Annotated in this window: 23 protein-coding genes, 1 tRNA gene and 2 pseudogenes; 17 read left to right on the top strand and 9 right to left on the bottom strand. The window is 41.7% G+C overall.

Annotation, left to right across the window (positions count from 1 at the left end):
• Positions 1-83: 83 nt before the first annotated feature.
• Positions 84-905, top strand: coding sequence for a pur operon repressor (gene purR, locus ACHUFA_RS00105; RefSeq protein WP_222348687.1), 822 nt, complete (start codon positions 84-86; stop codon positions 903-905).
• 387 nt (positions 906-1,292) lie between these two features.
• Here the strand turns inward: purR and ACHUFA_RS00110 are convergent, their stop codons facing one another.
• The 3 genes from ACHUFA_RS00110 to ACHUFA_RS00120 all read right to left on the bottom strand — a co-directional run bounded on the left by ACHUFA_RS00110 (position 1,293) and on the right by ACHUFA_RS00120 (position 3,571).
• A complete protein-coding gene (locus tag ACHUFA_RS00110) occupies positions 1,293-1,589 on the bottom strand; it encodes a hypothetical protein (protein ID WP_222383488.1) in 297 nt (98 codons plus the stop codon).
• Positions 1,590-1,716: 127 nt separating this feature from the next.
• On the bottom strand, positions 1,717-2,601 hold the full coding sequence (locus tag ACHUFA_RS00115) for an RluA family pseudouridine synthase (protein ID WP_394404580.1): 885 nt from the start codon (positions 2,599-2,601) through the stop codon (positions 1,717-1,719).
• Position 2,602: 1 nt separating this feature from the next.
• Positions 2,603-3,571, bottom strand: a complete 969-nt coding sequence (locus ACHUFA_RS00120; protein WP_222348683.1) for an NAD(P)/FAD-dependent oxidoreductase — start codon at positions 3,569-3,571, stop codon at positions 2,603-2,605.
• A 151-nt stretch (positions 3,572-3,722) separates the two neighbouring features.
• On the opposite strand from ACHUFA_RS00120, the gene pbp2a reads away from it, so the two are divergent.
• The 4 genes from pbp2a to nusG all read left to right on the top strand — a co-directional run bounded on the left by pbp2a (position 3,723) and on the right by nusG (position 6,930).
• Complete coding sequence (gene pbp2a, locus ACHUFA_RS00125) at positions 3,723-5,903, top strand: penicillin-binding protein PBP2A (RefSeq protein ID WP_394404581.1); 2,181 nt, start codon at positions 3,723-3,725, stop codon at positions 5,901-5,903.
• 48 nt (positions 5,904-5,951) lie between these two features.
• Positions 5,952-6,104, top strand: a complete 153-nt coding sequence (rpmG, locus tag ACHUFA_RS00130) for a 50S ribosomal protein L33 (protein ID WP_394404582.1) — start codon at positions 5,952-5,954, stop codon at positions 6,102-6,104.
• A gap of 9 nt (positions 6,105-6,113) precedes the next feature.
• Positions 6,114-6,290: a preprotein translocase subunit SecE gene (gene secE, locus ACHUFA_RS00135; RefSeq protein WP_394404583.1), complete on the top strand. Its 177-nt coding sequence runs from the start codon at positions 6,114-6,116 to the stop codon at positions 6,288-6,290.
• A gap of 100 nt (positions 6,291-6,390) precedes the next feature.
• Positions 6,391-6,930: a transcription termination/antitermination protein NusG gene (nusG, locus tag ACHUFA_RS00140; RefSeq protein ID WP_394404584.1), complete on the top strand. Its 540-nt coding sequence runs from the start codon at positions 6,391-6,393 to the stop codon at positions 6,928-6,930.
• Between the two features lie 465 nt (positions 6,931-7,395).
• On the opposite strand, the gene ACHUFA_RS00145 is transcribed toward nusG, so the two are convergent.
• A tRNA-Cys gene (locus tag ACHUFA_RS00145) sits at positions 7,396-7,466 on the bottom strand.
• A gap of 272 nt (positions 7,467-7,738) precedes the next feature.
• Here ACHUFA_RS00145 and ACHUFA_RS00150 point away from each other — a divergent pair.
• The 5 genes and pseudogenes from ACHUFA_RS00150 (at position 7,739) to ACHUFA_RS00170 (ending at position 12,654) form a co-directional block, all read left to right on the top strand.
• Positions 7,739-8,532: pseudogene (locus ACHUFA_RS00150) on the top strand (ABC transporter ATP-binding protein).
• A pseudogene (locus ACHUFA_RS00155) lies at positions 8,513-9,300 on the top strand (ABC transporter permease subunit). The pseudogenes ACHUFA_RS00150 and ACHUFA_RS00155 overlap by 20 nt, the downstream one beginning before the upstream one ends.
• 190 nt (positions 9,301-9,490) lie before the next feature.
• Positions 9,491-10,267 (top strand): 30S ribosomal protein S2, encoded by a 777-nt coding sequence (gene rpsB, locus ACHUFA_RS00160; protein WP_222350113.1) that lies wholly within the window; start codon positions 9,491-9,493, stop codon positions 10,265-10,267.
• Positions 10,268-10,396: 129 nt separating this feature from the next.
• The gene (gene tsf / locus ACHUFA_RS00165) at positions 10,397-11,437 is read left to right on the top strand and encodes a translation elongation factor Ts (RefSeq protein WP_222350111.1); all 1,041 of its coding nucleotides are present in this window, start codon (positions 10,397-10,399) and stop codon (positions 11,435-11,437) included.
• Positions 11,438-11,511: 74 nt separating this feature from the next.
• Positions 11,512-12,654, top strand: a complete 1,143-nt coding sequence (locus ACHUFA_RS00170) for an MFS transporter (RefSeq protein WP_222350109.1) — start codon at positions 11,512-11,514, stop codon at positions 12,652-12,654.
• Between the two features lie 26 nt (positions 12,655-12,680).
• Here the strand turns inward: ACHUFA_RS00170 and ACHUFA_RS00175 are convergent, their stop codons facing one another.
• Complete coding sequence (locus ACHUFA_RS00175) at positions 12,681-13,040, bottom strand: DUF6568 family protein (RefSeq protein ID WP_222350107.1); 360 nt, start codon at positions 13,038-13,040, stop codon at positions 12,681-12,683.
• A gap of 148 nt (positions 13,041-13,188) precedes the next feature.
• Here ACHUFA_RS00175 and ACHUFA_RS00180 point away from each other — a divergent pair, with 148 nt between their 5' ends.
• The 5 genes from ACHUFA_RS00180 (at position 13,189) to glpK (ending at position 19,425) form a co-directional block, all read left to right on the top strand.
• Positions 13,189-13,647 carry a CtsR family transcriptional regulator gene (locus ACHUFA_RS00180; protein ID WP_222350104.1) on the top strand — a complete coding sequence of 153 codons (459 nt, stop codon included), beginning with the start codon at positions 13,189-13,191 and terminating at the stop codon, positions 13,645-13,647.
• Position 13,648: 1 nt separating this feature from the next.
• A complete protein-coding gene (locus ACHUFA_RS00185; protein ID WP_394404585.1) occupies positions 13,649-16,099 on the top strand; it encodes an ATP-dependent Clp protease ATP-binding subunit in 2,451 nt (816 codons plus the stop codon).
• A gap of 1 nt (position 16,100) precedes the next feature.
• Positions 16,101-16,613: a GNAT family N-acetyltransferase gene (locus ACHUFA_RS00190; protein WP_222350100.1), complete on the top strand. Its 513-nt coding sequence runs from the start codon at positions 16,101-16,103 to the stop codon at positions 16,611-16,613.
• A gap of 201 nt (positions 16,614-16,814) precedes the next feature.
• Positions 16,815-17,852 carry an AAA family ATPase gene (locus ACHUFA_RS00195; protein ID WP_222350098.1) on the top strand — a complete coding sequence of 346 codons (1,038 nt, stop codon included), beginning with the start codon at positions 16,815-16,817 and terminating at the stop codon, positions 17,850-17,852.
• Positions 17,853-17,922: 70 nt separating this feature from the next.
• Positions 17,923-19,425, top strand: coding sequence for a glycerol kinase GlpK (gene glpK / locus ACHUFA_RS00200; protein WP_222350096.1), 1,503 nt, complete (start codon positions 17,923-17,925; stop codon positions 19,423-19,425).
• 45 nt (positions 19,426-19,470) lie between these two features.
• On the opposite strand, the gene dusB is transcribed toward glpK, so the two are convergent.
• The 4 genes from dusB to ACHUFA_RS00220 form a co-directional block, all read right to left on the bottom strand.
• Entirely contained in the window at positions 19,471-20,460 is a 990-nt protein-coding gene (gene dusB, locus ACHUFA_RS00205) for a tRNA dihydrouridine synthase DusB (RefSeq protein ID WP_222347176.1), read from the bottom strand.
• On the bottom strand, positions 20,447-21,319 hold the full coding sequence (gene hslO, locus ACHUFA_RS00210) for an Hsp33 family molecular chaperone HslO (RefSeq protein WP_394404586.1): 873 nt from the start codon (positions 21,317-21,319) through the stop codon (positions 20,447-20,449). The genes dusB and hslO overlap by 14 nt, the downstream gene beginning before the upstream one ends.
• Before the next feature lie 69 nt (positions 21,320-21,388).
• Positions 21,389-22,333 (bottom strand): 1-phosphofructokinase family hexose kinase, encoded by a 945-nt coding sequence (locus ACHUFA_RS00215; RefSeq protein WP_222347174.1) that lies wholly within the window; start codon positions 22,331-22,333, stop codon positions 21,389-21,391.
• A gap of 17 nt (positions 22,334-22,350) precedes the next feature.
• Positions 22,351-23,088, bottom strand: coding sequence for a DeoR/GlpR family DNA-binding transcription regulator (locus ACHUFA_RS00220; protein WP_394404587.1), 738 nt, complete (start codon positions 23,086-23,088; stop codon positions 22,351-22,353).
• A 227-nt stretch (positions 23,089-23,315) separates the two neighbouring features.
• Between ACHUFA_RS00220 and ACHUFA_RS00225 the strand changes: the two genes are divergently transcribed.
• Entirely contained in the window at positions 23,316-23,771 is a 456-nt protein-coding gene (locus ACHUFA_RS00225; protein ID WP_222347172.1) for a PTS sugar transporter subunit IIA, read from the top strand.
• A 28-nt stretch (positions 23,772-23,799) separates the two neighbouring features.
• The gene (locus tag ACHUFA_RS00230) at positions 23,800-24,102 is read left to right on the top strand and encodes a PTS sugar transporter subunit IIB (RefSeq protein ID WP_222347171.1); all 303 of its coding nucleotides are present in this window, start codon (positions 23,800-23,802) and stop codon (positions 24,100-24,102) included.
• The last annotated feature ends 24 nt before the right edge of the window (positions 24,103-24,126 follow it).

Genomic DNA, 24,126 nt, shown 5'->3' on the forward strand with positions numbered 1-24,126 from the left:
AAGGAAAAACTTTTCATATAAAAAGTTCGCCTTTTTTGTTTTTGTGGTATAATAATTAGAAAAAATAAAAAAAGGATGTTTGTATGAAATTAAGAAGAAGTGAGCGTATGGTTGTCATCTCTAACTATTTGATTAACCACCCTTACCAGTTGACCAGTTTGAATCTTTTTGCTGACAAGTATGAGTCTGCTAAGTCTTCCATTTCAGAAGACATTGCCATCATTAAGAAAGCTTTTGAAGAAAGTTCTATCGGGAATATTGAAACGATTACCGGAGCTAGTGGTGGCGTGGTTTTCACACCTTCTATGTCCAAGGAAGAAGCCTTAGAGATTGCTGAGGATTTGCGTAGTCGAATGGCAGAAAGCAGCCGTATCTTGCCTGGTGGCTATATTTATTCTTCGGACTTTTTGTCAACACCTATTACCCTGAAAAATATCGGTCGTATCATTGCTGAAAGTTTCAAGGATGAGCAGATTGATGCTGTTATGACGGTTGCGACCAAGGGCGTTCCTTTGGCAAATGCTGTTGCCAATGTTTTGAATGTACCATTTGTCATTGTCCGTCGTGACTTGAAAATCACAGAAGGTTCAACCGTTTCTGTCAATTATGTGTCAGGGTCAAGCGACCGTATTGAAAAAATGTTTCTTTCAAAACGCAGTCTCCCAGCAGGTAGCCGTGTGCTCATCGTTGATGACTTCTTGAAAAATGGGGGAACCATCAACGGGATGATCAGCCTCCTCAAGGAATTTGATAGCAGCCTGGCAGGTGTAGCCGTCTTTGCAGAAAACCAAAATGGCGATCGCGGAGTTGCCAATTACAAATCCCTTCTAGCTGTAACAGATATTAATGTCAAAGAAAATAAAGTCAGCGTAGAACTAGGTAATATTTTTGATGATATGAAATAAGAAAAACAGACGAGCTACAGGGCTTGTCTGTTTTTTATATCATCTATTTTTGCAAATAGGTCTTTAATACATTTTTACGTCAACTTTATTATCGTCGGCGTAGAGAATCTTTTCTTGTCCGTCTGGACTAATTTCAATGATCGTATAAATCCTTTGTCCGTCTTCAATTTATGATAACTTTTTTCTAGCACACCTGCATTGAGAATCTGACAGGTAGAAACATCGGAATCTGACTCTAATTCCATAAAATACTCTGTATAGGAATCCTTGTGTTTTCCGCCATGGTGATAAGTCGAGTGAGTTGTGTATAAAGTTTTGGGACGGACTTGGTAGTTGTGATCAGGATTTGGGCTAGCCAGTTCCCAACTACTAGCCAGTTTTTCCCACTCAGATGGAAGAAATAAAAATGGAAGCAGGAAGATAATGAGGAAAATAAGACATAGCCAAATGGTTAATAAAAAATTTTTGAATTGTTCCCAAACGGTTTTTTTGACCCGTTTTTGAGAAGTTTTCTTTGTCTTGGACTTCATTTTCTTCGTAGTTTTCCGAGGTATTAAGAACTGTCGAATGAGTGAGTAGAGCGATAATGCAGATTGAAAGGACGATACTCCCATACAGATAGGCGGAGATATCTCCAATACCGTATAAGATTTGCTGGTCAGTATATTGGTGTTCCGTAAACATTCCAGCAAAAAAACTAGCTAGGCTAGATTTTGCGGACGGTCAGCTAATTGTCGTTAGCATAAAATGCCAAATAATCGAAACTATAAAGAGGCTTAGGATAAACCAGTAATGTGAGTTTGTAGTTGGCTTAAAAATTTTTTTCATGAAGTGTTGGTGGGCAGATTTTTTCAAAACTAGCTGACTTGGCGGTCACAGAAATCTTTTCCAGAGTAAATGGGTGTATCAGTGTCAGTTTCTCTGCGTGAAGCATGAGACGCTCTGCCTTCTGTGGGTTGTAAAGCGGGTCACCCATGATAGGATGGCCATGATGTGATAGGTGGACGCGAATCTGATGCGTCCGCCCTGTTTCTAACTTGCAATGCACAAGGCTGTTGCACCCTATTTGCTGGACGAGGCTGACATGGGTTGTAGCTGTCTGGCCATTTCGTGGGTCCACAACCCGTTTTCTACGATCATGGCGGTGGCGACCAATCTTATCAGTGTAAGTTAGGTGTTCTTTCTCCAATTTTCCTTGACAGAGTGCAAGGTATTGGCGGGAGATTTTTTTGTCTTCCAAGAGTCGATTGAGGACAGGAAGAACAAATGGATTTTTAGCAAAGAGAACGGCACCACTAGTTTCCATATCCAGGCGATGGACGACATAACAGGTCTGTCCGACATAGGCAGACACATGGTTGAGCAGGGCGATTTCTCTAGGCTCATTTCCGTGGGTTTTTATACCCTCGGGCTTATTGACAATGATCAGATGCCGGTCTTCATAGAGACAGTCTACCAGCTCTGCCTTACCCAGAGGAATAGTTTTTTCAGGATAATCTTCCTCATCGAAAGTCAATTCGAGAAGGTCGCCGACTTGGACGGGGCTCTGCCAGTTAATTTCTTGTCCGTTGACGTGGACGTGTTTTTTTGTCCGTAGAAAATGCCGGATTTTACGAGGGATGAGAAAGTAGTCTTCCAACAATTCCTTGACGGTCATTTGTGGAAAACTTTGCGGAATGGGAATGGTGTATTTCATTTTAAAGACTCGTTGAGTGTTTTGGTTGAACTTTTTCAGCAGGATTGATGAAATTCATAGCATTGTTAACAGCAGTTGGAGCTTCTCCCAAGCCAGTTGCAATCAAGTCAACTTTTCCCTCATAGAAACAGCAATCTCCGATAGCATAGATACCGGCTACAGAAGTTTCTTGTTTGCTGTTGACGATAATGCGGTTGCGCTGCAAGTCCAGTCCCCATTCTTTGAGGGTTCCTACAGAAGATTTGAAGCCGTAGTTGACAAAGAGTTGATCAAATGGCAAAGTAAGTGTCTCGTCACTTTTGACCTTGCTAAACTCAATGTGAGTAGCCTTTGTGCCGTCGCCGATGAGGGCTTTTGGTGTATAAGGTGTGTAAATGTCAACCTTAGACTGCTTCAGAGCTTCTACGCTGTGCTCCAAGGCGCGGAAATTATCACGGCGGTGAACGATGCTGGTCTTGTTGGCGATTGGTTCAAAAGCTAATGACCAGTCAACAGCAGAGTCTCCTCCACCTAGCACGACCAATTCTTGTCCCGCATATTGTTGCAGGTTGGAAACGTGATAACGAACATTTTCATATTGGTCGGCGTTATCAATTTCCAGTGGACGTGGCTTGAAGGCACCGCCTCCCATAGCGACAATGGCAGTCTTAGTCTGGTGGCTTCCCTTGGTCGTTTCAAGAGTGATAATGTCGCCAGTCTGGATAGCTGTTACCGTTTCATTGAGACAAATCATCGTGTCAACATCTTGGAGTTGCTCAAGAAGGCGGTCTGTCAATTCTTGTCCCGTAATCTTGCTGTAGGCAGGAATATCCAAAATAATCTTTTCAGGATAGAGAATGGCAGGTTGTCCCCCAAGCTGTGGCAAGGAGTCTATGATTTTAACCCTAGCGTGGCGCAGATGGGCATAAAAAGCAGCAAAAAGTCCAACAGGACCTCCTCCGATAATGGTGATATCAAAAATTTCAGACATAAAATTCCCCTTCAAAACAGAATATCTCCATTTTATCATAAAAGTCCATCATTGACGTGGGAAAATCCGCTGGAACGCTTCTTACCAGTAAATATTTCTATCAAAAGCTGGATTGTAGTATAATATTGGGAATAGATAGAGAGGACTTGTTATGAGAGAAGAGTTTGATACCTTTGAGAATGATTTTCCCCGAGAAGAGATGTCGCGCAGCCGTCGAAGTCGGCACGGAGAACGACCTGAAACACAGAAGAAAAAATCAAAAATTCCAGAACCCATTCGCCGTTTTTGGCGCCGTTATCAGCTGACTAAGATTTTGTTGATTATCATTGGTGCAACCATCTTGACAGTAGGAGGTTACCTGTTTTACTTGGCTAAGTCAGCTAACGTAGAAGATTTACAGGCTGCTCTGAAGGCGACGACCGTGATTTATGATAAAGACGGCAATGAGGCGGGGACCTTATCTGGTCAAAAGGGTACCTATGTCGAGTTAGATGCCATTTCTGACAATTTAGAAAATGCAGTTATTGCCACCGAAGACCGAACTTTCTATAAAAATTCAGGAATCAACTATAAGCGGACTATTTTGGCTGTCTTGACCCTGGGTCGTTCAGGTGGTGGTTCAACCATTACCCAGCAGCTGGCAAAAAATGCCTTTTTGACGCAGGAACAAACGGTTAGTCGTAAGGCCAAGGAGTATTTTCTAGCGCTTGAAATCAATAAAAAATACAGTAAAAAAGAAATTCTAACCATGTATCTCAACAATGCCTATTTTGGCAATGGTGTGTGGGGTGTGGAAGATGCTAGTAAAAAATATTTCGGCATCAGCGCGGCAGATTTGTCTATCGAGCAATCGGCTCTGATTGCAGGAATGCTCAAGGGGCCTGAGATTTACAATCCCTATTATTCGCTTGAAAATGCAACCAACCGTCGTAATACGGTTCTCGGTGTCATGAAAGATGCTGGCTACATTGACGAAGCAACGCAAGAGGCAGAGCAGGCTGTGGACTTGTCTAGTGAGCTCAATGATGCCTATACAGGCAAGCAGGACAACTATAACTATCCTTCTTACTTTGATGCTGTTGTAGCAGAAGCCGTCGATAGGTATGGTCTGAACGAGGGTGACATCATCAACAACGGCTATCGTATCTACACGGAAATGGACCAAAATTCTCAAGCCAGTGTGCAGTTGATTTACAACGATGAGAGCATGTTCCCAGCTTCAGCCTACGATGGAGAAATCGCAGAGTCAGCTAGTGTCGCCCTAGACCCGACAACTGGTGGGGTGCGTGCCCTGGTTGGTCGTGTCAATAGTTCTGAAAATGCGACCTTCCGCAGTTTCAACTTTGCGACCCAATCGTCCAGAAGTCCGGGTTCGACCATTAAGCCTTTGGTAGCTTACACACCTGCTCTTACTGCTGGCTGGGCTATTGACAAGGAATTGGATAATCACACGGAAACCTATGGGAATTATACCCTACATAACTATGACTATAGTACATCTGAAACCATTCCCATGTACCAGGCCTTGGCCATGTCTTACAATCTTCCGGCAGCTTCTATTGTCCATCAATTGGGAGTAGATACGGCCTTTGAATATGGTAGTAAGTTTGGCTTGCAGATGGATAAAGTCGACCGTGTACTAGGAGTATCTATCGGTAGTGGTGTGTCTACCAATCCACTTCAAATGGCGCAGGCTTATGCAACATTTGCCAATGGTGGTGTGATGAAAGATGCTCACTTGATTACGAAAATTGAGTCAGCTAGCGGTCAGGTGTTAGCAGAACACAAGTCTAGCAGTAAGCGCGTGATTGACAAGTCTGTAGCAGACAAGATGACTTCCATGATGTTGGGGACTTACACCAATGGTACGGGAGTCAATGCAGATGTCTACGGCTATAATCTAGCTGGTAAAACAGGAACTACTGAGACTAGCTTTAATGCGGATTTGATCAATGACCAGTGGATTATCGCCTACACACCGGATTTGGTTATGACCCAATGGGTAGGTTTTGAAAAAACAGATGAGAATCACTATATCGACGGTAGCAATTCTTGGATGGCACCAGTCGTTTTCCAGACAGTTGCGGGAGCCTTGTTACCAAATACAGCTGGTACCAGCTTTACTGTTGAAAATGCCTACGTTGCCAATGGTATTGTCGCCAATCCGTCACAAAATAGTCATACCAATAAGGTGGACATTGAGGCAAATCTGAAGGATATCTCAGACAAGGCGCAAAGTCTTCTGGAGCAAACCAAGAAAGGCTTAGAAGACGCCAACTTACCTGGACGCGCTAAAACCCTGTGGGATACAGTGACTGCATGGTTTAACTAGTTGTCAAATAAATAAAAAAATGGTAGAATAGCAAGGATGGAGGGCTCTATGGCACTAAAAAAAGCAAGCCTAGCGTGTACCATTTGCGGTTCTAGAAACTACTCAATTAAGCTTTCTAGCACTCCAAAACCAACACGATTAGAAGTAAATAAATATTGTAAACATTGCGGTCAATACACGATCCACAAAGAAACTAGATAGGAGAATGACGTGAAATTTTTGAAAGATACCATTCAAATTTTAAAAGACACGACTTGGCCAACGAAAAAGCAAGGCTGGACAGACTTTGTTTCTGTTTTGCAGTACTCTGCCTTCTTTGTAACCATTATCTATCTTTTTGACTTAGTCTTGTCAAAAGGTCTGATTGCCATGCTGAATCTTTTCTAGTAAATACTTGCATGGGCATTCTTGCCGTGATATAATGAAGTCAGCGAAAGCCTTCGGGCTTTTTTTTATGAAAAATTTCCTAAAAACGAAAGGAAGCATGATGTTAGATTCATTTGATAAAGGCTGGTTTGTGTTGCAAACCTACTCTGGTTACGAAAATAAAGTAAAGGAAAATCTTCTTCAACGTGCCCATACCTATGACATGTTGGACAATATTTTGCGCGTGGAAATTCCAACTCAAACGGTTCAAGTTGAGAAAAATGGTGAGAAAAAAGAAGTGGAAGAAAACCGCTTCCCAGGTTATGTTTTGGTGGAAATGGTTATGACTGACGAAGCGTGGTTCGTTGTCCGTAACACGCCAAACGTTACAGGTTTCGTAGGTTCACATGGTAACCGTTCAAAACCAACACCACTTTTGGAAGAGGAAATCCGTCAAATCTTAGTATCAATGGGTCAAACTGTCCAAGAATTTGATATTAAAGTACAAGTTGGCGATACAGTTCGTATCATCGACGGTGCCTTCTCAGGTTACGAAGGTAAGATTTCTGAGATTGATAACAACAAGGTGAAAATGATTATCTCTATGTTCGGGAACGATACCGTAGCAGAAGTGAGCCTCAGCCAAATCGCAGAATTATAAGAAAAAACCAGTCCTTTGGGGCTGGTTTTTTGTACGTAATGATAAAAGAGTAGGGGAGATCAGGTGGATTGTATTAATTTTTCCAAAATTTTTTCCAAAGCCAGATAATGTCATAATCGTTCATGATAGAGGCAAGGTTGTTGTGGGTGTAGGACTGAGCTAAAGATACTAGTCCCCTTTCCAAATAATCTTTTCGCCAATCTGTAACATGACGCTTGTACTGATACCTTTTTATGAGCAGGCAAATAGGCAACCAACCTCCCAAAATGAGAAAAATAAAAAAAGTCAAAATGATAACTCACTGCCCAAATAGAAGGCAATGAATACAATAGAATAACCCAAATTCTTAAAAGTGTAGGGTATTTAATTTTTGCATTAAGAATCAATTTTTCTCTTTCTCAGTCATATCTGATACCTATTATGTAAAAAATCACATAAAAAAAGCCCCTGACGGGACTAATCTTAAGGCGGTAGACGGATTTGAACCGACGATCAAGCTTTTGCAGAGCCGTGCCTTACCACTTGGCTATACCGCCATAACAGAAACTATTCTACCCTAAAATGGACAATTGGTCAAGTGAAAAATTTTGACCTGTATTTTATCGTTTTATTGGCTATGTATTAAGCTAAAGACATTTATTTTTTGCTACAATAATGCCAAAGACAATGGGGAGAATGAGAGTGGGTTCGGAAAAAAGGGTTAGTAGTGAAAAACTCTTCATCATGTGTTCAAACCTTGCACAGAAAGGACATTGCAATGGCAGCAATTATTGAGATCCATCGATTGTATAAATATTATAGCTAGCATATGGGTGTAAAGGACGTATCTCTGACTGTTGAACAGGGAGAAATTTTTGGTTTTCTAGGATCTAATGGAGCTGGGAAATCTACCACTATTCGCTGTTTGCTGGGACTCATTCATAAGACAAAGGGGGATATTGAACTCTTTGGCGGTCGCTACGCCAGTATGACAGAGTGTCCAGCGCACATTGGCTATATGCCTTCTGAGACTATGTTTTATCCTAAAATGAAGGTTAAGGATGTCATCGCTTTCGCGGCTAAATCACGAAAAAAGATTGTTCCAAGGAAGCGGAGCGCTTGTGTAAGATTTTAGAAGTTCCTGTCGATAAGAAAATTGAGGCTTTGTCGCTGGGAAATCGGAAGAAGGTCAGCATCGTTTGCGCTCTGCAACACAAGCCAGAACTCTTGATCTTTGATGAGCCGACTTCTGGATTAGCCCCTCTCATACAAGAGCGTTTCTTTGGTCTAATCAGGGAAGCCTGTGCAGCAGGAGCTACTTGCTTTTTGTCCTCCCATGTCCTGTCTGAAATCAAGAATTACTGTGACCGGGTGGCGATCATCAAAGACGGCAAGATTTTGACGGTGGATAGTGTGGAAAATTTGCCCCATACCCAAACGAAACAAGTAACCATTTGGAAAGACGGACAGCAGGAAGTATTTTCTCACACGGGCTCTAGTCAGGAATTGTTAGCAAAATTAGGTAATTTGACACCAGATGATTTTCTAGTGGAGGAGCCGTCTCTGGAAGATCTCTTTATGCATTACTACGAGGAGGTGCCCCATGATTCTACTAAAGCATGAGTTGAAACAAGGGTTTAAGACTCTTCTCATCTGGTCCTTGAGTGTTGCTTTTATCTGTGCTGGTTGCATCTGGCTTTATAAGAGTGTTGCAAATCAGATTTCTGAGACGGCTAAATTATATGCAAATATGGGGGACGTCGCTAAAGCTTTTGGTATGGATAAGGTAAGTCTTACTACACTGGGAGGTTATTTTGCAACAGAAATAGTCATGATGTTTGGTTTGGGAACCGGCATGTATGCTGCCATGCTAGGTGCAAATTCTCTCTCTAAAGAGGAGGAAGGACACACTAGTGAATTTCTTTATACCTTGCCCTATGACCGCTCACAAATCCTCATTTGGAAATATGTGGCCATAGTTATGAGTTTGTTGAGTTTCAATGTGATAGCGATGGGACTAGAGGCATTTGCTGTCTGGCAAGTCAATCTCGCCTTTTCTTGGGAGTATTTTCTACTTTATCATGGTCTAGCTTTTCTCATGCAGATAGAGATTGCCACACTTTGCTTCTTACTTTCTGCCCTTAGTCATAAGAAACAATTAGCGCAGCCCTAGGACTGACTTTCCTCTTTTATGTCATGGATATGATGAGTCGGATTGTACCAGATATTGATTTTTTAAAAGATTTGACACCTTTTGGTTTTGCTAATGGCGCAGCCGTCTGGAGTGCTAGTGATTTGAATGCGGTTGGTCTTATTATTGCCTGCTGTTTGACGATTGTTGCGCTATCTGTCAGTTTCATCTTATATCATAGAAAAGATTTAAATGGTTAATCCAGCAAGAGCACGGATAAGCGACTTTTCAAAATATTTCACTTGATAAATGGCGCGAAATCTGTTATACTTATGAAGTTGTCTATGCAACAAAATACTCATTCCAAATCCATTGTGGGGCTGTTGCCCTTTTGGTTGCTCTGCAAGCTGACGTTTGGGAGAGGAGAAAAAACAAAAAGGAGAAATACTCATGGCAGTAATTTCAATGAAACAACTTCTTGAGGCTGGTGTTCACTTCGGTCACCAAACTCGTCGCTGGAACCCTAAGATGGCTAAATACATCTTCACTGAGCGTAACGGCATCCACGTTATCGACTTACAACAAACTGTAAAATTGGCTGACCAAGCTTACGAATTCGTTCGTGATGCAGCAGCTAACGACGCAGTTATCTTGTTCGTAGGTACTAAGAAACAAGCAGCAGAAGCTGTTAAAGACGAAGCTCTTCGTGCTGGTCAATATTTCATCAACCACCGTTGGTTGGGTGGAACTCTTACAAACTGGGGTACAATCCAAAAACGTATCGCTCGTTTGAAAGAAATTAACCGCATGGAAGAAGAAGGAACTTTTGAAGTTCTTCCTAAGAAAGAAGTTGCACTTCTTAACAAACAACGTGCTCGTCTTGAAAAATTCTTGGGTGGTATCGCTGATATGCCACGTATTCCAGACGTAATGTTCGTTGTTGACCCACATAAAGAACAAATCGCTGTTAAAGAAGCTAAAAAATTGGGTATCCCAGTTGTAGCGATGGTTGACACAAACACTGATCCAGATGATATCGATGTTATCATCCCAGCTAACGATGACGCTATCCGCGCTGTTAAATTGATTACAGCTAAAATGGCTGACGCTATCATTGAAGGTAACCAAGGTGAAGACAGCGTTGCAGCAGTAGAAGCTGAATTGGCTGCTGAACCAGCATCAACTGAATCAATCGAAGAATTGGTTGAAGTTGTTGAAGGTAAATAAGAATCAACGAGGACAGTAGTCCAAGTGCCATTCAAATTAACTTTGTAAATACACACTAAAACGGGGCAGATGCAGACCGCTCTGTCTCGTTTTTATATTTAAACTAAATCAACTAATAGGAGAATAGACATGGCAGAAATCACAGCTAAACTTGTTAAAGAATTGCGTGAAAAATCAGGTGCTGGCGTTATGGACGCTAAAAAAGCATTGGTAGAAACTGACGGTGATATCGAAAAAGCGATTGAATTGCTTCGCGAAAAAGGTATGGCTAAGGCAGCTAAAAAAGCTGACCGTGTTGCCGCTGAAGGTTTGACTGGTGTTTACGTTAACGGTAACGTTGCAGCAGTTATCGAAGTGAATGCTGAAACTGACTTCGTTGCGAAAAACGACCAATTCGTTACTTTGGTAAACGAAACAGCTAAAGTTATCGCAGAAGGCAAACCAGCTAACAATGAAGAAGCACTTGCTTTGGTAATGCCTTCAGGTGAAACTTTGGAACAAGCATTTGTATCAGCAACTGCTACAATCGGAGAAAAAATCTCATTCCGTCGTTTTGCTTTGGTTGAAAAAACTGACGAGCAACACTTCGGTGCTTACCAACACAACGGTGGCCGTATCGGTGTTATCACTGTTATCGAAGGTGGCGACGATGCTCTTGCTAAACAAGTTTCAATGCACGTTGCAGCCATGAAACCACAAGTTCTTTCATACACTGAATTGGACCCACAATTCGTTAAAGATGAATTGGCTCAATTGAACCACGTTATTGACCAAGATAACGAAAGCCGTGCAATGGTTGGTAAACCAGCTCTTCCACACTTGCAATATGGTTCAAAAGCTCAATTGACTGAAGAAGTTGTTGCTGCTGCAGAAGAAGCTATCAAGGCTGAATTGGCTGCTGAAGGCAAACCAGAAAAAATCTGGGACAAAATCCTTCCAGGTAAAATGGACCGCTTCATGCTTGACAACACGAAAGTTGACCAAGCTTACACACTTCTTGCTCAAGTTTACATCATGGACGACAGCAAAACAGTTGAAGCTTACCTTGAATCAGTAAACGCTAAAGCCGTAACATTTGCTCGTTTCGAAGTTGGTGACGGTATCGAAAAAGCTTCAAACGACTTTGAAGCGGAAGTTGCAGCTACAATGGCAGCAGCTCTTGGTAAATAATAAGATTTACAACAGATGATGGAGGCTGGCGCAGGTCGTCAGCCTTTTCTGTTGTTTTATTATGTTGAGGAATTATGAAAAAACAAAATTATTTGAGTGCAGCTCTGCTCTCTATCTCTTTCTTTTTAATGTCCCACTTGGCTATTGCGCCCGCTATTCCAAAGTTATATGACTTTTATCATGCAGCAAATCCGAAACTGACCTTGACTTCTGTTGAAACCTTGGTAACCATTCCTGCCATGACCATTACAATCGTTGTTATCTTAAGTAATGTGATTGTGACCAAGCTAGGGAAAAAACGGACTGTTGAGCTTGGATTGGTCTTGATTTTGTTGTCAGGTTTGCTTTCTTTTGCTAGCCAACAATTTCAACTTGTTTTACTAAGCCGTCTTTTACTTGGAGTGGGAATCGGTCTTTACAATTCTCTTTCTATCAGCTTGATTAGTGATTATTTTGATGGCGAAAAGCGTGCGGGGATGATTGGATTGCGGACTGCTGTGTTGAACATCGGTAAAACAGTGACGACTTTCTTGGTTGGTTTTGCTATGTTGTTAGGAGTTCGTTATATCTTCCTTGTCTATCTTTTGGCTCTGCCAGTTCTCCTTGTTTTCCACAAACTTGTGGATGAAATTCCAAATTCAGAAGAAACTGTAGAAAAATCTCTTGTTTTTGACAAAGGTGTTGTCCTTTGGATGTTGATAACTTTCTTGATTGGGATTGCCTATATTGGTGCAACTGTTAAAATTCCGAGTCTGATGGTGACTCGTTATGGTTATAGTGGCTTGGCTTCTAGTCAAATGTTAACCTTATTGGCTTTTTCAGGGATTGTTTTGGGAATTTTCTTTGGGAAATTAGCCAAAATCTTGCAAGAAAATACCTTACCAACAATGTTGGGGATGATAGGATTGGGAAATCTCATGTTTGCTTTGGGTAATCATCAAGTGCTCTTTTATATTGGAGCAATTTTGATTGGAGCTAGTTTTGTTGGTGGCATGTCTTCAGTTTTCAATGCTATTGCCAAGCAGTATCAGCTCAAACAGATTAACTTCGTAACCAGTATGGCCATTACAGCCGGAAATATTGGGGTTATTTTGACGCCACTTATTTTAACGAAACTGTTAGCTGCTCTTTCCTTAGATGTTTTTGTCTTGCCATTCTACCTGACTGCGGGAATGATGGTTCTGGCTTTGGTTGTTTATCGTTTTGCGAAAAAATAAAGAAATCCGAGAGTTTTCTCGGATTTTTAATATGAGATGAATTCACGGATTTGGTCGGCTGTCATACTGGAATCGCAATGAACGCGGACACCGTCTGTTGCTGCGTAGAGAAGACCAGGGACGGTAACAACCTGGTATTGATTGCGGAGCTCAGCTATTTCCAGTGGAGAATAATCAGGATGTTGGCTATGAAGAAAGTAAACTTCTTGCTTTTCTTCTTTGAAAAATTCTAACAAGGTTTGGCAGAATCGTCTACAGAATGAACAGGATTCGCGGCCTATAAAAAGCAGTCCTCCCTCTTTTTTGAGGAGTAATTCTTGTGCTTCTGAGGGGGTAACAGCAGTAAAGTGTTGAACGGCTTCTAAAAATTCTTGTGGACTAAACATGATTTCTCCTTCTCCTTTTTCTTAGTATAGTAAAATCGTTAAGAAGTTTCAAGTAAGAGGGAATGAAAGTGGTCTTTGCTTTCCAAATGGCTTCATTTTCGATATAATAAAAGAATAGTCAAAGTTAGTCAGTGTGGAAAGGAATGAGTTGGTCGTGAAAAATACATCGGATTATATTGAAGAACACATCAAGGCCATTTTGGAGACAGCTAGTGTGGCAGAGCTCAAGCGGAGCGAATTGGCCAGTCGATTTGAGGTAGTGCCTAGCCAGATTAATTATGTCATTAAAACACGGTTTACAGCCAGCCGTGGCTACATTGTGGAGAGTAAGCGTGGTGGCGGAGGCTACATTCGCATTGGACGAGTAACGTTTTCAGACAAGCATGACTTGATTCGTGATTTGCAGAAAAATATGGGCATTAGTCTGTCTTGGCCAGTCTTTCAAGATTTGATGCAGCTCTTGTTTGATGAGGACTTGATTACAGAAAGAGAGGGCAATTTGTTTTTAGCTACAGCTAGAAATGAAGTGCTAGGTGAAGAGGCTTCCTTTATTCGCGCTCGGATGATGCGTGAGATTTTGAGTAAGATTGACAGGAAAGAGGATTAGAATGAAGTATTCGATTGGAGTGGAGCGTGCTTTAGAGGATGCTCAGATTATTGCTCACCGTTATGGTAGTGAGTTTATTGAAACCTGGCATTTTTTGTTGGCTTTTGTGGTCAATCAAGATACGATTGCTGGGACTGTTTTGGCAGAGTATCCAGTGGATGCGTCTGACTATGAAGAGGTGGTTTATCTAGTAACTGATCGTCTCTATCAGGAGCAAGTTTCGCTAACAAATCTGTTACCACAGTCTAAAAAGGCTAAAGAAACTATGGAATTAGCTGAAAAAATTGCAGAAGTTGTTAAGGCGAGTCAGTTGGGGACGGAGCATTTGTTCCTTGCCATGCTCTTAGATAAGCGTTCGACAGCGGTATTGATTTTAGACAGAGTTGGTTTTCATTTGGAGGATTCAGATGATAAGATTCGCTTGGTTGATTTGCGAAAAAATTTGGAAATCAAGGCTGGTTTTAGCAAGGAAGATTTGAAGGCTATTCGTCTTATTCTTCGAGGGACCCCAAGCCCTCAAACAGCAGCAACAGGGATGATGGGCATGCCACAGTCACAAAGTGGTGGTTTGGAAGACTATAGTCGTGATTTGACAGCATTAGCCAAAGAAGGCAAAATGGAACCTGTTATTGGTCGGGATCAAGAAATTTCCCGTATGATCCAAATTTTATCACGAAAGACTAAGAACAATCCTGTCTTAGTTGGGGAAGCAGGTGTCGGAAAAACAGCCTTGGCACTGGGCTTGGCGCAACGTGTTGCAAATGGTGAAGTGCCTGCTAGTCTAGCTGGTATGCGCGTCTTCGAATTAGAGCTCATGTCAGTTGTGGCAGGGACTCGTTTCCGCGGAGACTTTGAAGAACGGATGAACAATATCATTAATGATATTGAAGAAGATGGTAAGGTTATTCTTTTTATTGATGAGCTTCACACTATTATGGGGTCAGGTTCAGGGATTGACTCAACCCTAGATGCAGCCAATATCTTGAAACCAGCCCTTTCTCGTGGGACACTCCATATGGTAGGGGCGACAACGCAGGATGAGTACCAAAAGCATATTGAAAAGGATGCAGCTCTTTCTCGTCGTTTTGCCAAGATAACGGTTGAGGAGCCAAGTGTAGAGGATAGTATTGCTATTTTACGTGGTCTGAAACAATCTTACGAGGTTCATCATCAGGTAGAAATTACAGATGAGGCCATTGTGACGGCTGCAAAATTTGCTAAACGCTATTTGACAGGAAAAAATTTGCCAGACTCAGCTATTGATTTGCTGGATGAAGCTAGCGCTACAGTTCAAAATAGTCGGACTGCAGTGGTTCAAGATTCGCATATCTCTGCTGCTGATCAGGCCCTCTTAGCTGGGAAATATAAGACGGTTGCCAGTCTTTTAGTCAAGGAAATGGATGCTGCAGCGCAAGCCACCAGCTATGAGCTCAAAGTGACCGAAGACCGTGTTCTGGAAACACTTAGTCGCTTGTCAGGGATTCCTGTGACGAAGTTAAGCAAGACTGATGCTAAGAAATACCTCAATCTAGAAAATGAATTGCACAAGCGCGTGATTGGTCAAGACCAAGCGATTTCCGCCATTAGCCGTGCTATTCGTCGAAATCAATCAGGTATTCGTACAGGGAAACGTCCCATCGGTTCCTTCATGTTCTTGGGACCAACTGGCGTCGGTAAGACAGAGTTAGCCAAGGCGCTGGCAGAAGTGCTCTTTGATGATGAATCAGCTCTTATTCGTTTTGACATGTCTGAGTATATGGAAAAATTTGCGGCTTCTCGCTTAAATGGAGCGCCTCCTGGTTATGTTGGTTATGAAGAAGGTGGCGAATTAACTGAAAAAGTTCGCAATAAGCCTTACTCTGTTCTTCTTTTTGATGAGGTGGAAAAAGCTCATCCTGATATTTTCAATGTCCTCTTGCAGGTCTTGGATGATGGTGTTTTGACGGACAATAAGGGATGCAAAGTTGATTTTTCAAATACTATTATTATCATGACGTCTAATCTAGGTGCAACAGCCTTGCGAGATGATAAAACAGTTGGTTTTGGTGCAGCAGACTTGTCTCATAATCAGGCTCATGTGGAAAAACGGATTTTTGAAGAGTTGAAAAAAGCTTATCGCCCAGAATTTATCAACCGTATTGATGAAAAGGTTGTTTTCCACAGCTTGTCAGACAAGGATATGGAAGAAGTAGTTAAGGTCATGGTTAAACCGCTTTACGCTGTGATTGCTGAAAAAGGTATTGACTTGAAGTTCCAACCATCTGCTTTGAAACTCTTGGCCAAAGAAGGCTACGACCCAGAGATGGGAGCTCGCCCATTGCGCCGACTTATCCAGACCAAGGTAGAAGACCAGCTGGCAGAAATGCTCTTGCGTGAAGAAGTTAAGGCAGGTCAGACTTTGAAAATCGGTGTGAAAGCTGGTCATCTTAAGTTTGACATTGTGGAGAACTAGTATGTTAGAAATTGTCAAAATCGGTGTCGAGCAGGTTGAGGAGTTGCAGGATATTTGCCGAGAAACCTACTACGATACCTTTGGTGCCGTCAATCGTGAAGAGGATATTCAAGAATACATGTCGCAAGCTTACGCGATTGATGTGTTACAAAGTGAGTTAAAGGATGCGGAGTCAGCTGTTTATTTTCTCAAGGATGCGGAGGGAATTGCTGGCTATCTCAAGCTAAATATTGGTTCTGCCCAGACGGAGCAAGTGGCGGCTAACAGTATGGAAATTCAGCGGATTTATGTTCGTTCCAGCAGAAAACACCGTGGCTACGGAACTCAGCTCATGAATTTTTCCTTAGAGAAAGCACGTGAGAAAAGTTGCTCTGCTATTTGGTTGGGTGTTTGGGAGCACAATCATGCTGCTCTTGCCTTTTATGACCGTCATGGTTTCCGCCGCGTTGGAGAGCACTATTTTCAAATGGGAGATACCATTGACACGGATTATATTTACTTGAAAGATTTATAGAGAAGGTTTGGACGAAAGTCCAGCCTTTTCATATCAATTAATTGGCAAAGAAAGGGTATTTCTGTACAATAGGGGGAGTAATACTCTTCGAAACTCAAAATTTCTATCTATTACTAGTTTGCTGTACTTAGATGCTAGCAGCAGTTTGTTTGTCTTGGTAATTTTTAGGTTTTATTGAGTATAAGATTAAAAAGGATTATTATGAAAAAACAAGTTGCCGTAATTTTTGGGACCTTTGCTCCCATGCACAAGGGTCATATTGACCTGATTCAGCGAGCTAAGCGTGAGTGCAGTCGTGCCATTGTCATTGTTTCTGGTTATGAAAATGACCGTGGACATAAGATTGGTTTAGGTTTACAGAAACGGTTTCGTTATATTCGCGAGACCTTTAATGATGAGTCTTTAGTAACTGTTCTGAAGCTGGATGAGACGGGAATGCCTCCCTATCCAGAAGGTTGGACTCCTTGGCTTAATGCCTTGATAGAATTGGCGGATATAGAAGAGGATGAAGAGCTCTATTTTTATGTTTCGGAGAAAAATTATGCGGATGAGCTAGAGAGTCGAGGTCTCAAGGCTCACTTTACAGAGCGTAATTTTGGTATTTCTGCGACCTTGATTCGAGAAAATCCAATCAAATATTGGAATGCGATTGCCAAGCCTTTTCGTGGTCATTTCTCAAAGAATATCCTAATTGTTGGTTCTGCTTCAAATGGAAAAACGACACTGGCACGTGATTTGGGGCGCTATTATTCCAGTCCAGTTTCGCTAGAGTACTCCCGTTACTATCAGCAACATTACAATGTACGCGATGATGAGTTAACAGGTAGGGATTATAATTACCTGCTGACGGGGCAATACCGTCAGACTTCAGATTTGATTGATTCAGATAGCAATCGTGGATTGGTCATCGCAGATACCAATTCGACAGTGACTCAGGCTTATTATGATTACTATATCGGAAAGACTTCAACTTCTTTCCACTCGCTTTGCGCTGATACGGCTAAGAGTGAGAAATGGGCTTTGATTCTCTTTATTTTGCCAACGGGTTCTTATGTGGATGATGGTTTCCGTGATATGACTATGGCAGACGAATCCATTCGCCAAGCCTTTACAGAGTTACTCAAGGATTTGGTGATGCGCAATCATCCCGACACGCCGATTCATTTTTTAGATGGCTCTTACGCTGGCAATTACCAACGTGCGATTGAGTTAATTGATACAATTTATAAAGAAGAGTAGAAGGCAGGTCTATCCTGCTTTTTTCTCATTTTTAGGGTATAATAAAAGAAAACGTTTACGAGAGGTTAAAATGACAAAAGCACCTTATATAATGTCTATTGACCAGGGAACAACCAGTTCTCGGGCTATTATTTTTAATCACGATGGCCAGCAAGTGGCTAGTAGCCAAAAAGAATTTCCACAGATTTTTCCACAAGCAGGCTGGGTAGAGCATGATGCCAATCAAATTTGGCATTCTGTTCAGTCGGTTATTGCGGATGCCTTTATTGAAAGTGGGATTAAGCCAGACCAGATTGCGGGGATTGGGATTACCAACCAGCGAGAAACAACTGTTGTTTGGGATAAGAAGACAGGACAGCCTATCTACAATGCTATTGTGTGGCAGTCCCGTCAGACAGCGGATTTGGCAGAGAAACTCAAGGCTTCTGGCTATGTGGAGATGATTCATGAAAAGACAGGGCTCATGATCGATGCCTATTTTTCTGCCACCAAGGTTCGCTGGATTTTGGACCATGTAGAGGGGGCGCAAGAGCGGGCTGAAAAGGGAGAATTGCTTTTTGGAACCATTGATACATGGCTGGTTTGGAAGATGACAGGTGGTCAGGTTCATGTGACTGATTATTCCAATGCTTCGCGGACTATGCTCTACAATATCAAGGAACTTAAGTGGGATGAGGAAATTCTGGATCTGCTCAATATCCCTGCTGTTATTTTGCCAGAGGTCAAGTCGAATTCAGAGATTTACGGGACAACAGCTGCCTACCATTTCTATGGTGGTCAGGTTCCTATTGCAGGTATGGCGGGTGACCAACAAGCTGCCCTCTTTGGACAATTGGCCTTTGAGCCAGGAATGATAAAAAATACTTATGGTACGGGTTCCTTTATCATTATGAATACAGGTCAGGAAATGCAACTGTCCGAAAATAATCTGGTGACAACCATTGCCTATGGTTTAAATGGTCAGGTCAATTATGCTCTGGAAGGTTCCATTTTCATAGCTGGTAGCGCGGTGCAGTGGCTACGAGATGGTTTACGGATGATTGATTCGTCACAGGATTCTGAAGAACTAGCACGGGCATCGCAGAGTGATGATGAGGTTTATGTAGTACCGGCTTTCACGGGATTGGGTGCTCCATATTGGAATTCAGAAGCACGCGGAGCTGTATTTGGATTGACACGGGGGTCTAGTAAGGAAGATTTTGTCAAAGCGACTCTGCAGTCCATTGCCTACCAAGTTCGAGATGTTATTGATACCATGAAACTTGATTCAGGAATTGCCATTCCTCGTCTCAAGGTAGATGGTGGTGCGGCTATGAACAGTTATCTCATGCAGTTCCAAGCGGACATTTTGGGAATTGAAATTGCTCGCGCTCAAAATCTGGAAACAACGGCGTTAGGTGCGGCGCTTTTAGCCGGTTTGGCAGTTGGTTTCTGGAAGGATATGGCTGAATTGCAGTCCCTCAATCAAACAGGACAAATTTTCCATCCAAGCATGGAACAAGAACGGAAAGAAAAACTCTACAAGGGCTGGAAGCGGGCTGTCAAAGCTACGCAGGCCTTCGCAGAGGAATAAATGGATCGAACAAAAAAGAGGCTGAAATTCAGTCTCTTTTCTTGTCTATTTTGCGTGGGTGCGTGCTTGGTCAAAGAGGTCTTGGACTTCTTGAATAGATTCAGCACGGGCAACAGCCCCACGAATTTTAGCAGCGCCAGCTGTTCCGCGAAGATAGTGCGGTGCCAGTCCACGGAATTCACGGACGGCAATGCCTTCGCCTTTGAGAGCAGTCAGACGAGTCAAATGCTCAAAGGCAATGTTAAGCTTGTCATCGAAGGAAAGGTCAGGCAGGATTTCACCTGTTTCCAAGTAGTGGTTAATTTGATTGAAAATATAAGGATTGCCCATAGCAGTCCGCCCAATCATGACCGCGTCAGCACCGACTTCTTCGATACGTTGGCGAGCATCTTGGATATTGCGGATGTCGCCGTTTGCGATGAAGGGGATCTTGGTGATGGCAGTTGCTACCTTGGTCAAGGTCTCCAAGTCCACCGTTCCAGTGTACATTTGCTCACGAGTTCGTCCGTGCATGGCAAGGGCAGAAACACCAGCAGACTCAGCTGCCAAGGCATTTTCTACGGCTAGTTCAGGACTGTTCCAACCGGTCCGCATTTTAACAGTTAGCGGAATGTCCAAGACTGAGGTCACTTCTTTGATGATATGGTAAATTTTTTCAGGGTCTTTGAGCCATTTGGCACCCGCTTCATTTTTGACCACCTTGTTGACTGGGCAGCCCATGTTGATGTCAACGATATTGGTCTTGGTATTGTTTTGGATAAAGTTAGCTGCGCGTTTGAGGCCTTCGGCATCACCGCCGAAAAGCTGGATTGAAACTGGCGCTTCATTATCATCAATGTGAAGCATGTGAAGGGTCTTCTCGTTGTTATAGAGGAGACCTTTTTCAGAAATCATTTCCATGACCACCAGGCCAGCGCCCATTTCCTTAGCAATGGTCCGAAAGGCAGAGTTAGTCACGCCGGCCATTGGGGCCAGTACGGTACGATTGGGGATTTCCACATTTCCGATCATAAAAGGTGTATTAAGATTTGTCACGAATGAGTTCCTCCAAGTCGTCTTCTGTAAAGTGATAGTGGTTGCCACAGAATTGGCAGGTAATGTCAGCGCCCTTGTCTTCTTCTTTCATTTCGCTTAAGTCAGAGACAGGTAGGCTAGATAAGGCATCCATAAAGCGGTCTTTTGAGCAATCGCAGACGAAGTTGAGTTCTTCTTCTGATAAGAGCTTGTAGTCGTCCTCGTTGTAAATAGCTTCTAAGAGGGCTTGACTGTGGTTGTCAGAAGCCAAGAGGCTAGAGATGGCAGGCATTTCTTGAATGCGTTTCTCAAAGCGAGCAATTTCTGCATCTGTAGCACCTGGTAAGACCTGCAACATGAAACCGCCAGCAACCTTGACCTTGTCTTCACCATCTAAGAGAACATTGAGACCGATAGCAGATGGAGTTTGCTGACTTTCTGTCATATAGTAAGCAAAGTCTTCGCCGATTTCACCGGAAATCAAGGGGGTCATAGAGTGGTAAGGGCGCCCAGTACCGTAATCAGTAATGACCAAAAATTGCCCTGCGCCGATAAGAGGTCCCACGATGACTTCACCTGTTGAAGTCCGTTTGTAGTCAGCATCAGGATTTTGGATATAGCCCTTGACCTGTCCCTTAGAATTGGCAACAGCGATAATTGCGCCAAGACCGCCTTCGCCCAGAATTTTTAAGGTGATCTTTGTATCTCCTTTTTCATTTGCGGCCAAAATCTGGCTGGCAATCAGCGTTCGTCCCAAGGCAACAGTAGAAGATGCCATTGTATTATGTTTTTCTTGGGCAGTCCGTACAGTCTCTGTGCTGTCTAGCACAAAGGCACGAAAATGCCCATTGTTTGAAATAGTTTTAATCAGTTTATCCATAAGGAATATTATAGCACAAAAAGCTAGCGGGAGTTAAGAGAAAAAGCTTACCGAATGGTAAGCTAGGGGTTAGAGTGGATTAATGGAAATATTTTCAAAGAGCATTTCAAGGTGAGAAGGGGCGATGACTCCCACACCGCTTTCCATAGCATTCGCTGTCCCGCTGGCAATGGCGTATTTCAAAAATTCTTCATCAGAAAGATGATGTTTAAATGCATAGATAGCACCAGCTACTGTAGAATCACCGGAACCTGTTGGATTAACTAATTCAATTCGAGGTGCGCTGACATCGTATAGCTTGTTGTTGAATTGAGCGACAGCTCCTTGTTCACCACAAGATACTAAAGTATAGCGGATTGGAGAAGGAAAATTCCTCAGATATTCAATGATTTCTTGCTTCGTAGTAAATGTTGTACCAACGAGTTCTGAAAATTCGTCCATGTTTGGTTTGATGAAATCAGGTTTATCAGCAGCATGATTGACCACTAAATCCAAAGTTTGTCTTGAAAAATCACCTAAAATAATAGTATCTGGAGCAGTATTTTTTCTTAAAAAAGTGAGTAAATCATTATAGAAGTAGGGGTCATCTGAGTGAACAGACCCATTCAAAGAGATGATGCGAATATTTTTTTTGATGATGGTATCGAGTATTGTCTGGAATATCAATTCTTTTTGTTCTGTGGAAACTTTTGGTCCAGCTTCAACAATTTCAGTATGAATATTATCATCGTGCATAATCGTAATAGCGTGTCTTGTTTCGCCTTCTACGGTAATGAATTGCTGAGAAAATTTTTCTTTTTTTAACAATGTTTTGAAGTATTCACCATTTGTACCAGCCACGACAGTGATGGTTTCGGCAATTTCTCCAAGATAGGACAAGGCGCGTGCGCAATTGATTCCTTTTCCAGCAGGCATGATAGTAGAATTGTTGAAACGGTTATGAGCACCGAGTTGGAATGTTTTTTCGAAATATAACAAATCGATAGACGGATTGAGTGTTAGAATGAGTACCATATCTTACCTCTTTCTTTTTAATGAATAATTTTTGCATATTGTTCATAATGTTTTTTTACAGATTCGTCTAGTTTGTCATCGGATATAACAGCTGTTAATTGATTGAGCTTGCCAAAGATGTAAGAATCGCTAACACCGAATTTAGAGTGATCTACCAATAAGTAGGTCTCTTTTGAATGTTCCATTACAATAGTTTGAAGTCGTGCGCAGAATGGAGAAAAGGTTGTCATATTGTTTTCAAAGATACCATTGGTAGCTAAGAAGGCATAGTCGATTAAAAAATCTTGCACTAAGTTCTCAGCATGTTTGCCATGGAATTCCCCTGTTTTAGAAACGTATTCTCCACCTGTTAGCAGAACATTTTCAAAATTATTTTCAACGAGCCAATTAAAAGTGAACAAACTATTAGTAATAATATGTTTGTGATCGTTTTTTAATTGTTTTGCTAGGTAAAGAATGCTGGTTCCGGCTCCCAAATAGATAACACTATTTGGTTGAATAAGGTCTGAAGCGACTTTTGCCATATACTCTTTTTCTTCTACATTGAGAGCCATTTTTTCGTTAGTAGCCTTGATAGCAAGTACACGTCGAACCCCTCCGTGCTCTTTGATGACCTTATCTTCATTTGCAAGTTCGTTGATATCTCTTCGGATAGTCATTGTGGAAACTTGCAGTTTATCTGCGAGGGTTTGATAGGAAACAATTTCAGTTTGATTAACGATTTCTAAGATTTCTTTTTTTCGGCTGGATTTCACTTTATATCCATCCTTTCTATAAAGATAAAGTGGTAGTTTGTAACTATAATAGCACAAATTACCAAACCTGTCTTAGATAACAAAAAGAAACAAAAAGAAACAAAAAGAAATCATATTTTTATTTTGAAAGCGTTGACAAACTATAAAAAAACATTTATAATCACATTATAACAAAAAATAACAAAAAGTTAACAAAAAATAACAACTATTTTTAAAGGAGTTGTAATATGTATAAAATGATGTTGCAATCGGATTTGATTCGGTTAGATTGTAGCGCCTCTGATTATCAAGAGTTGTTTCATCTTGTTACCGAGGAATTGGTGGAGAAGGATTATGTCACAGATGGCTATCTTACGGCGTTATTGGAACGTGAACGTCGATTTCCGACAGGGTTGAAAACAAGATTTTTAAATATTGCTTTGCCCCACACAGATCCCGAAGTGATTCGTATCCCCTTTATATTTGTAGTGCGCAATGATCGGCCGATTACAATGTTGCAGATGGGAGATAATTCAGAAACACCTTGTCAAAATTTTCTATTTTTAGGTATTAAGGATCCAAAAGGTCAAGTGGGATTGTTGGCGAGGTTAATGGAAATTTTTTCAGAAGAGGAATTTGTTTCACAATTTGCTCAAGAAGAATGTGAGACAGCTATGTTCGAATTGTTAAATCAAAATTTATAATAAGACTTTTTAAAAGGAGGCCAAACAAATGGCAAAAAAACTTATTGTAGCTTGTGGTAGTGGTGTTGCAACTAGTACTACAATTGCAGAAAAAATCAAAACACGTTTTGAAGATGATGGAATTCAGTATCCTGTTGAGGCGGTAGATTACAAGTCTATCCTAAATGAATTACCACAAGCAAGCATTTATGTATATATTGCAATGCCTGAGCAAGAAGTTTTGGATGAAGCTGATCGTTTAGGTGTGGATGTATTCCCAGGTGTCCCATTTTTAACCGGTATGGGTGTAGACAGTGTCTATGAACAGATTGTAGAAGCAACAAATAAATAAAGTTTTAGGATATTTTCTAACAAT

Source organism: Streptococcus hepaticus, assembly GCF_043656315.1.
Taxonomy (GTDB): domain Bacteria; phylum Bacillota; class Bacilli; order Lactobacillales; family Streptococcaceae; genus Streptococcus; species Streptococcus hepaticus.

Excerpts from the sequence above, each read along its gene's own strand:
- ACHUFA_RS00110 (WP_222383488.1), bottom strand. The coding sequence starts at position 1,589 with ATGTTTACGGAACACCAATATACTGACCAGCAAATCTTATACGGTATT.
- ACHUFA_RS00185 (WP_394404585.1), top strand. The coding sequence starts at position 13,649 with ATGAAGTATTCGATTGGAGTGGAGCGTGCTTTAGAGGATGCTCAGATT.
- tsf (WP_222350111.1), top strand. The coding sequence starts at position 10,397 with ATGGCAGAAATCACAGCTAAACTTGTTAAAGAATTGCGTGAAAAATCA.
- nusG (WP_394404584.1), top strand. The coding sequence starts at position 6,391 with ATGTTAGATTCATTTGATAAAGGCTGGTTTGTGTTGCAAACCTACTCT.
- ACHUFA_RS00190 (WP_222350100.1), top strand. The coding sequence starts at position 16,101 with ATGTTAGAAATTGTCAAAATCGGTGTCGAGCAGGTTGAGGAGTTGCAG.
- glpK (WP_222350096.1), top strand. The coding sequence starts at position 17,923 with ATGACAAAAGCACCTTATATAATGTCTATTGACCAGGGAACAACCAGT.
- pbp2a (WP_394404581.1), top strand. The coding sequence starts at position 3,723 with ATGAGAGAAGAGTTTGATACCTTTGAGAATGATTTTCCCCGAGAAGAG.
- ACHUFA_RS00170 (WP_222350109.1), top strand. The coding sequence starts at position 11,512 with ATGAAAAAACAAAATTATTTGAGTGCAGCTCTGCTCTCTATCTCTTTC.
- ACHUFA_RS00225 (WP_222347172.1), top strand. The coding sequence starts at position 23,316 with ATGTATAAAATGATGTTGCAATCGGATTTGATTCGGTTAGATTGTAGC.
- rpsB (WP_222350113.1), top strand. The coding sequence starts at position 9,491 with ATGGCAGTAATTTCAATGAAACAACTTCTTGAGGCTGGTGTTCACTTC.
- ACHUFA_RS00120 (WP_222348683.1), bottom strand. The coding sequence starts at position 3,571 with ATGTCTGAAATTTTTGATATCACCATTATCGGAGGAGGTCCTGTTGGA.
- purR (WP_222348687.1), top strand. The coding sequence starts at position 84 with ATGAAATTAAGAAGAAGTGAGCGTATGGTTGTCATCTCTAACTATTTG.
- ACHUFA_RS00175 (WP_222350107.1), bottom strand. The coding sequence starts at position 13,040 with ATGTTTAGTCCACAAGAATTTTTAGAAGCCGTTCAACACTTTACTGCT.
- ACHUFA_RS00215 (WP_222347174.1), bottom strand. The coding sequence starts at position 22,333 with ATGGTACTCATTCTAACACTCAATCCGTCTATCGATTTGTTATATTTC.
- hslO (WP_394404586.1), bottom strand. The coding sequence starts at position 21,319 with ATGGATAAACTGATTAAAACTATTTCAAACAATGGGCATTTTCGTGCC.
- rpmG (WP_394404582.1), top strand. The coding sequence starts at position 5,952 with ATGGCACTAAAAAAAGCAAGCCTAGCGTGTACCATTTGCGGTTCTAGA.
- ACHUFA_RS00230 (WP_222347171.1), top strand. The coding sequence starts at position 23,800 with ATGGCAAAAAAACTTATTGTAGCTTGTGGTAGTGGTGTTGCAACTAGT.
- ACHUFA_RS00195 (WP_222350098.1), top strand. The coding sequence starts at position 16,815 with ATGAAAAAACAAGTTGCCGTAATTTTTGGGACCTTTGCTCCCATGCAC.
- ACHUFA_RS00115 (WP_394404580.1), bottom strand. The coding sequence starts at position 2,601 with ATGAAATACACCATTCCCATTCCGCAAAGTTTTCCACAAATGACCGTC.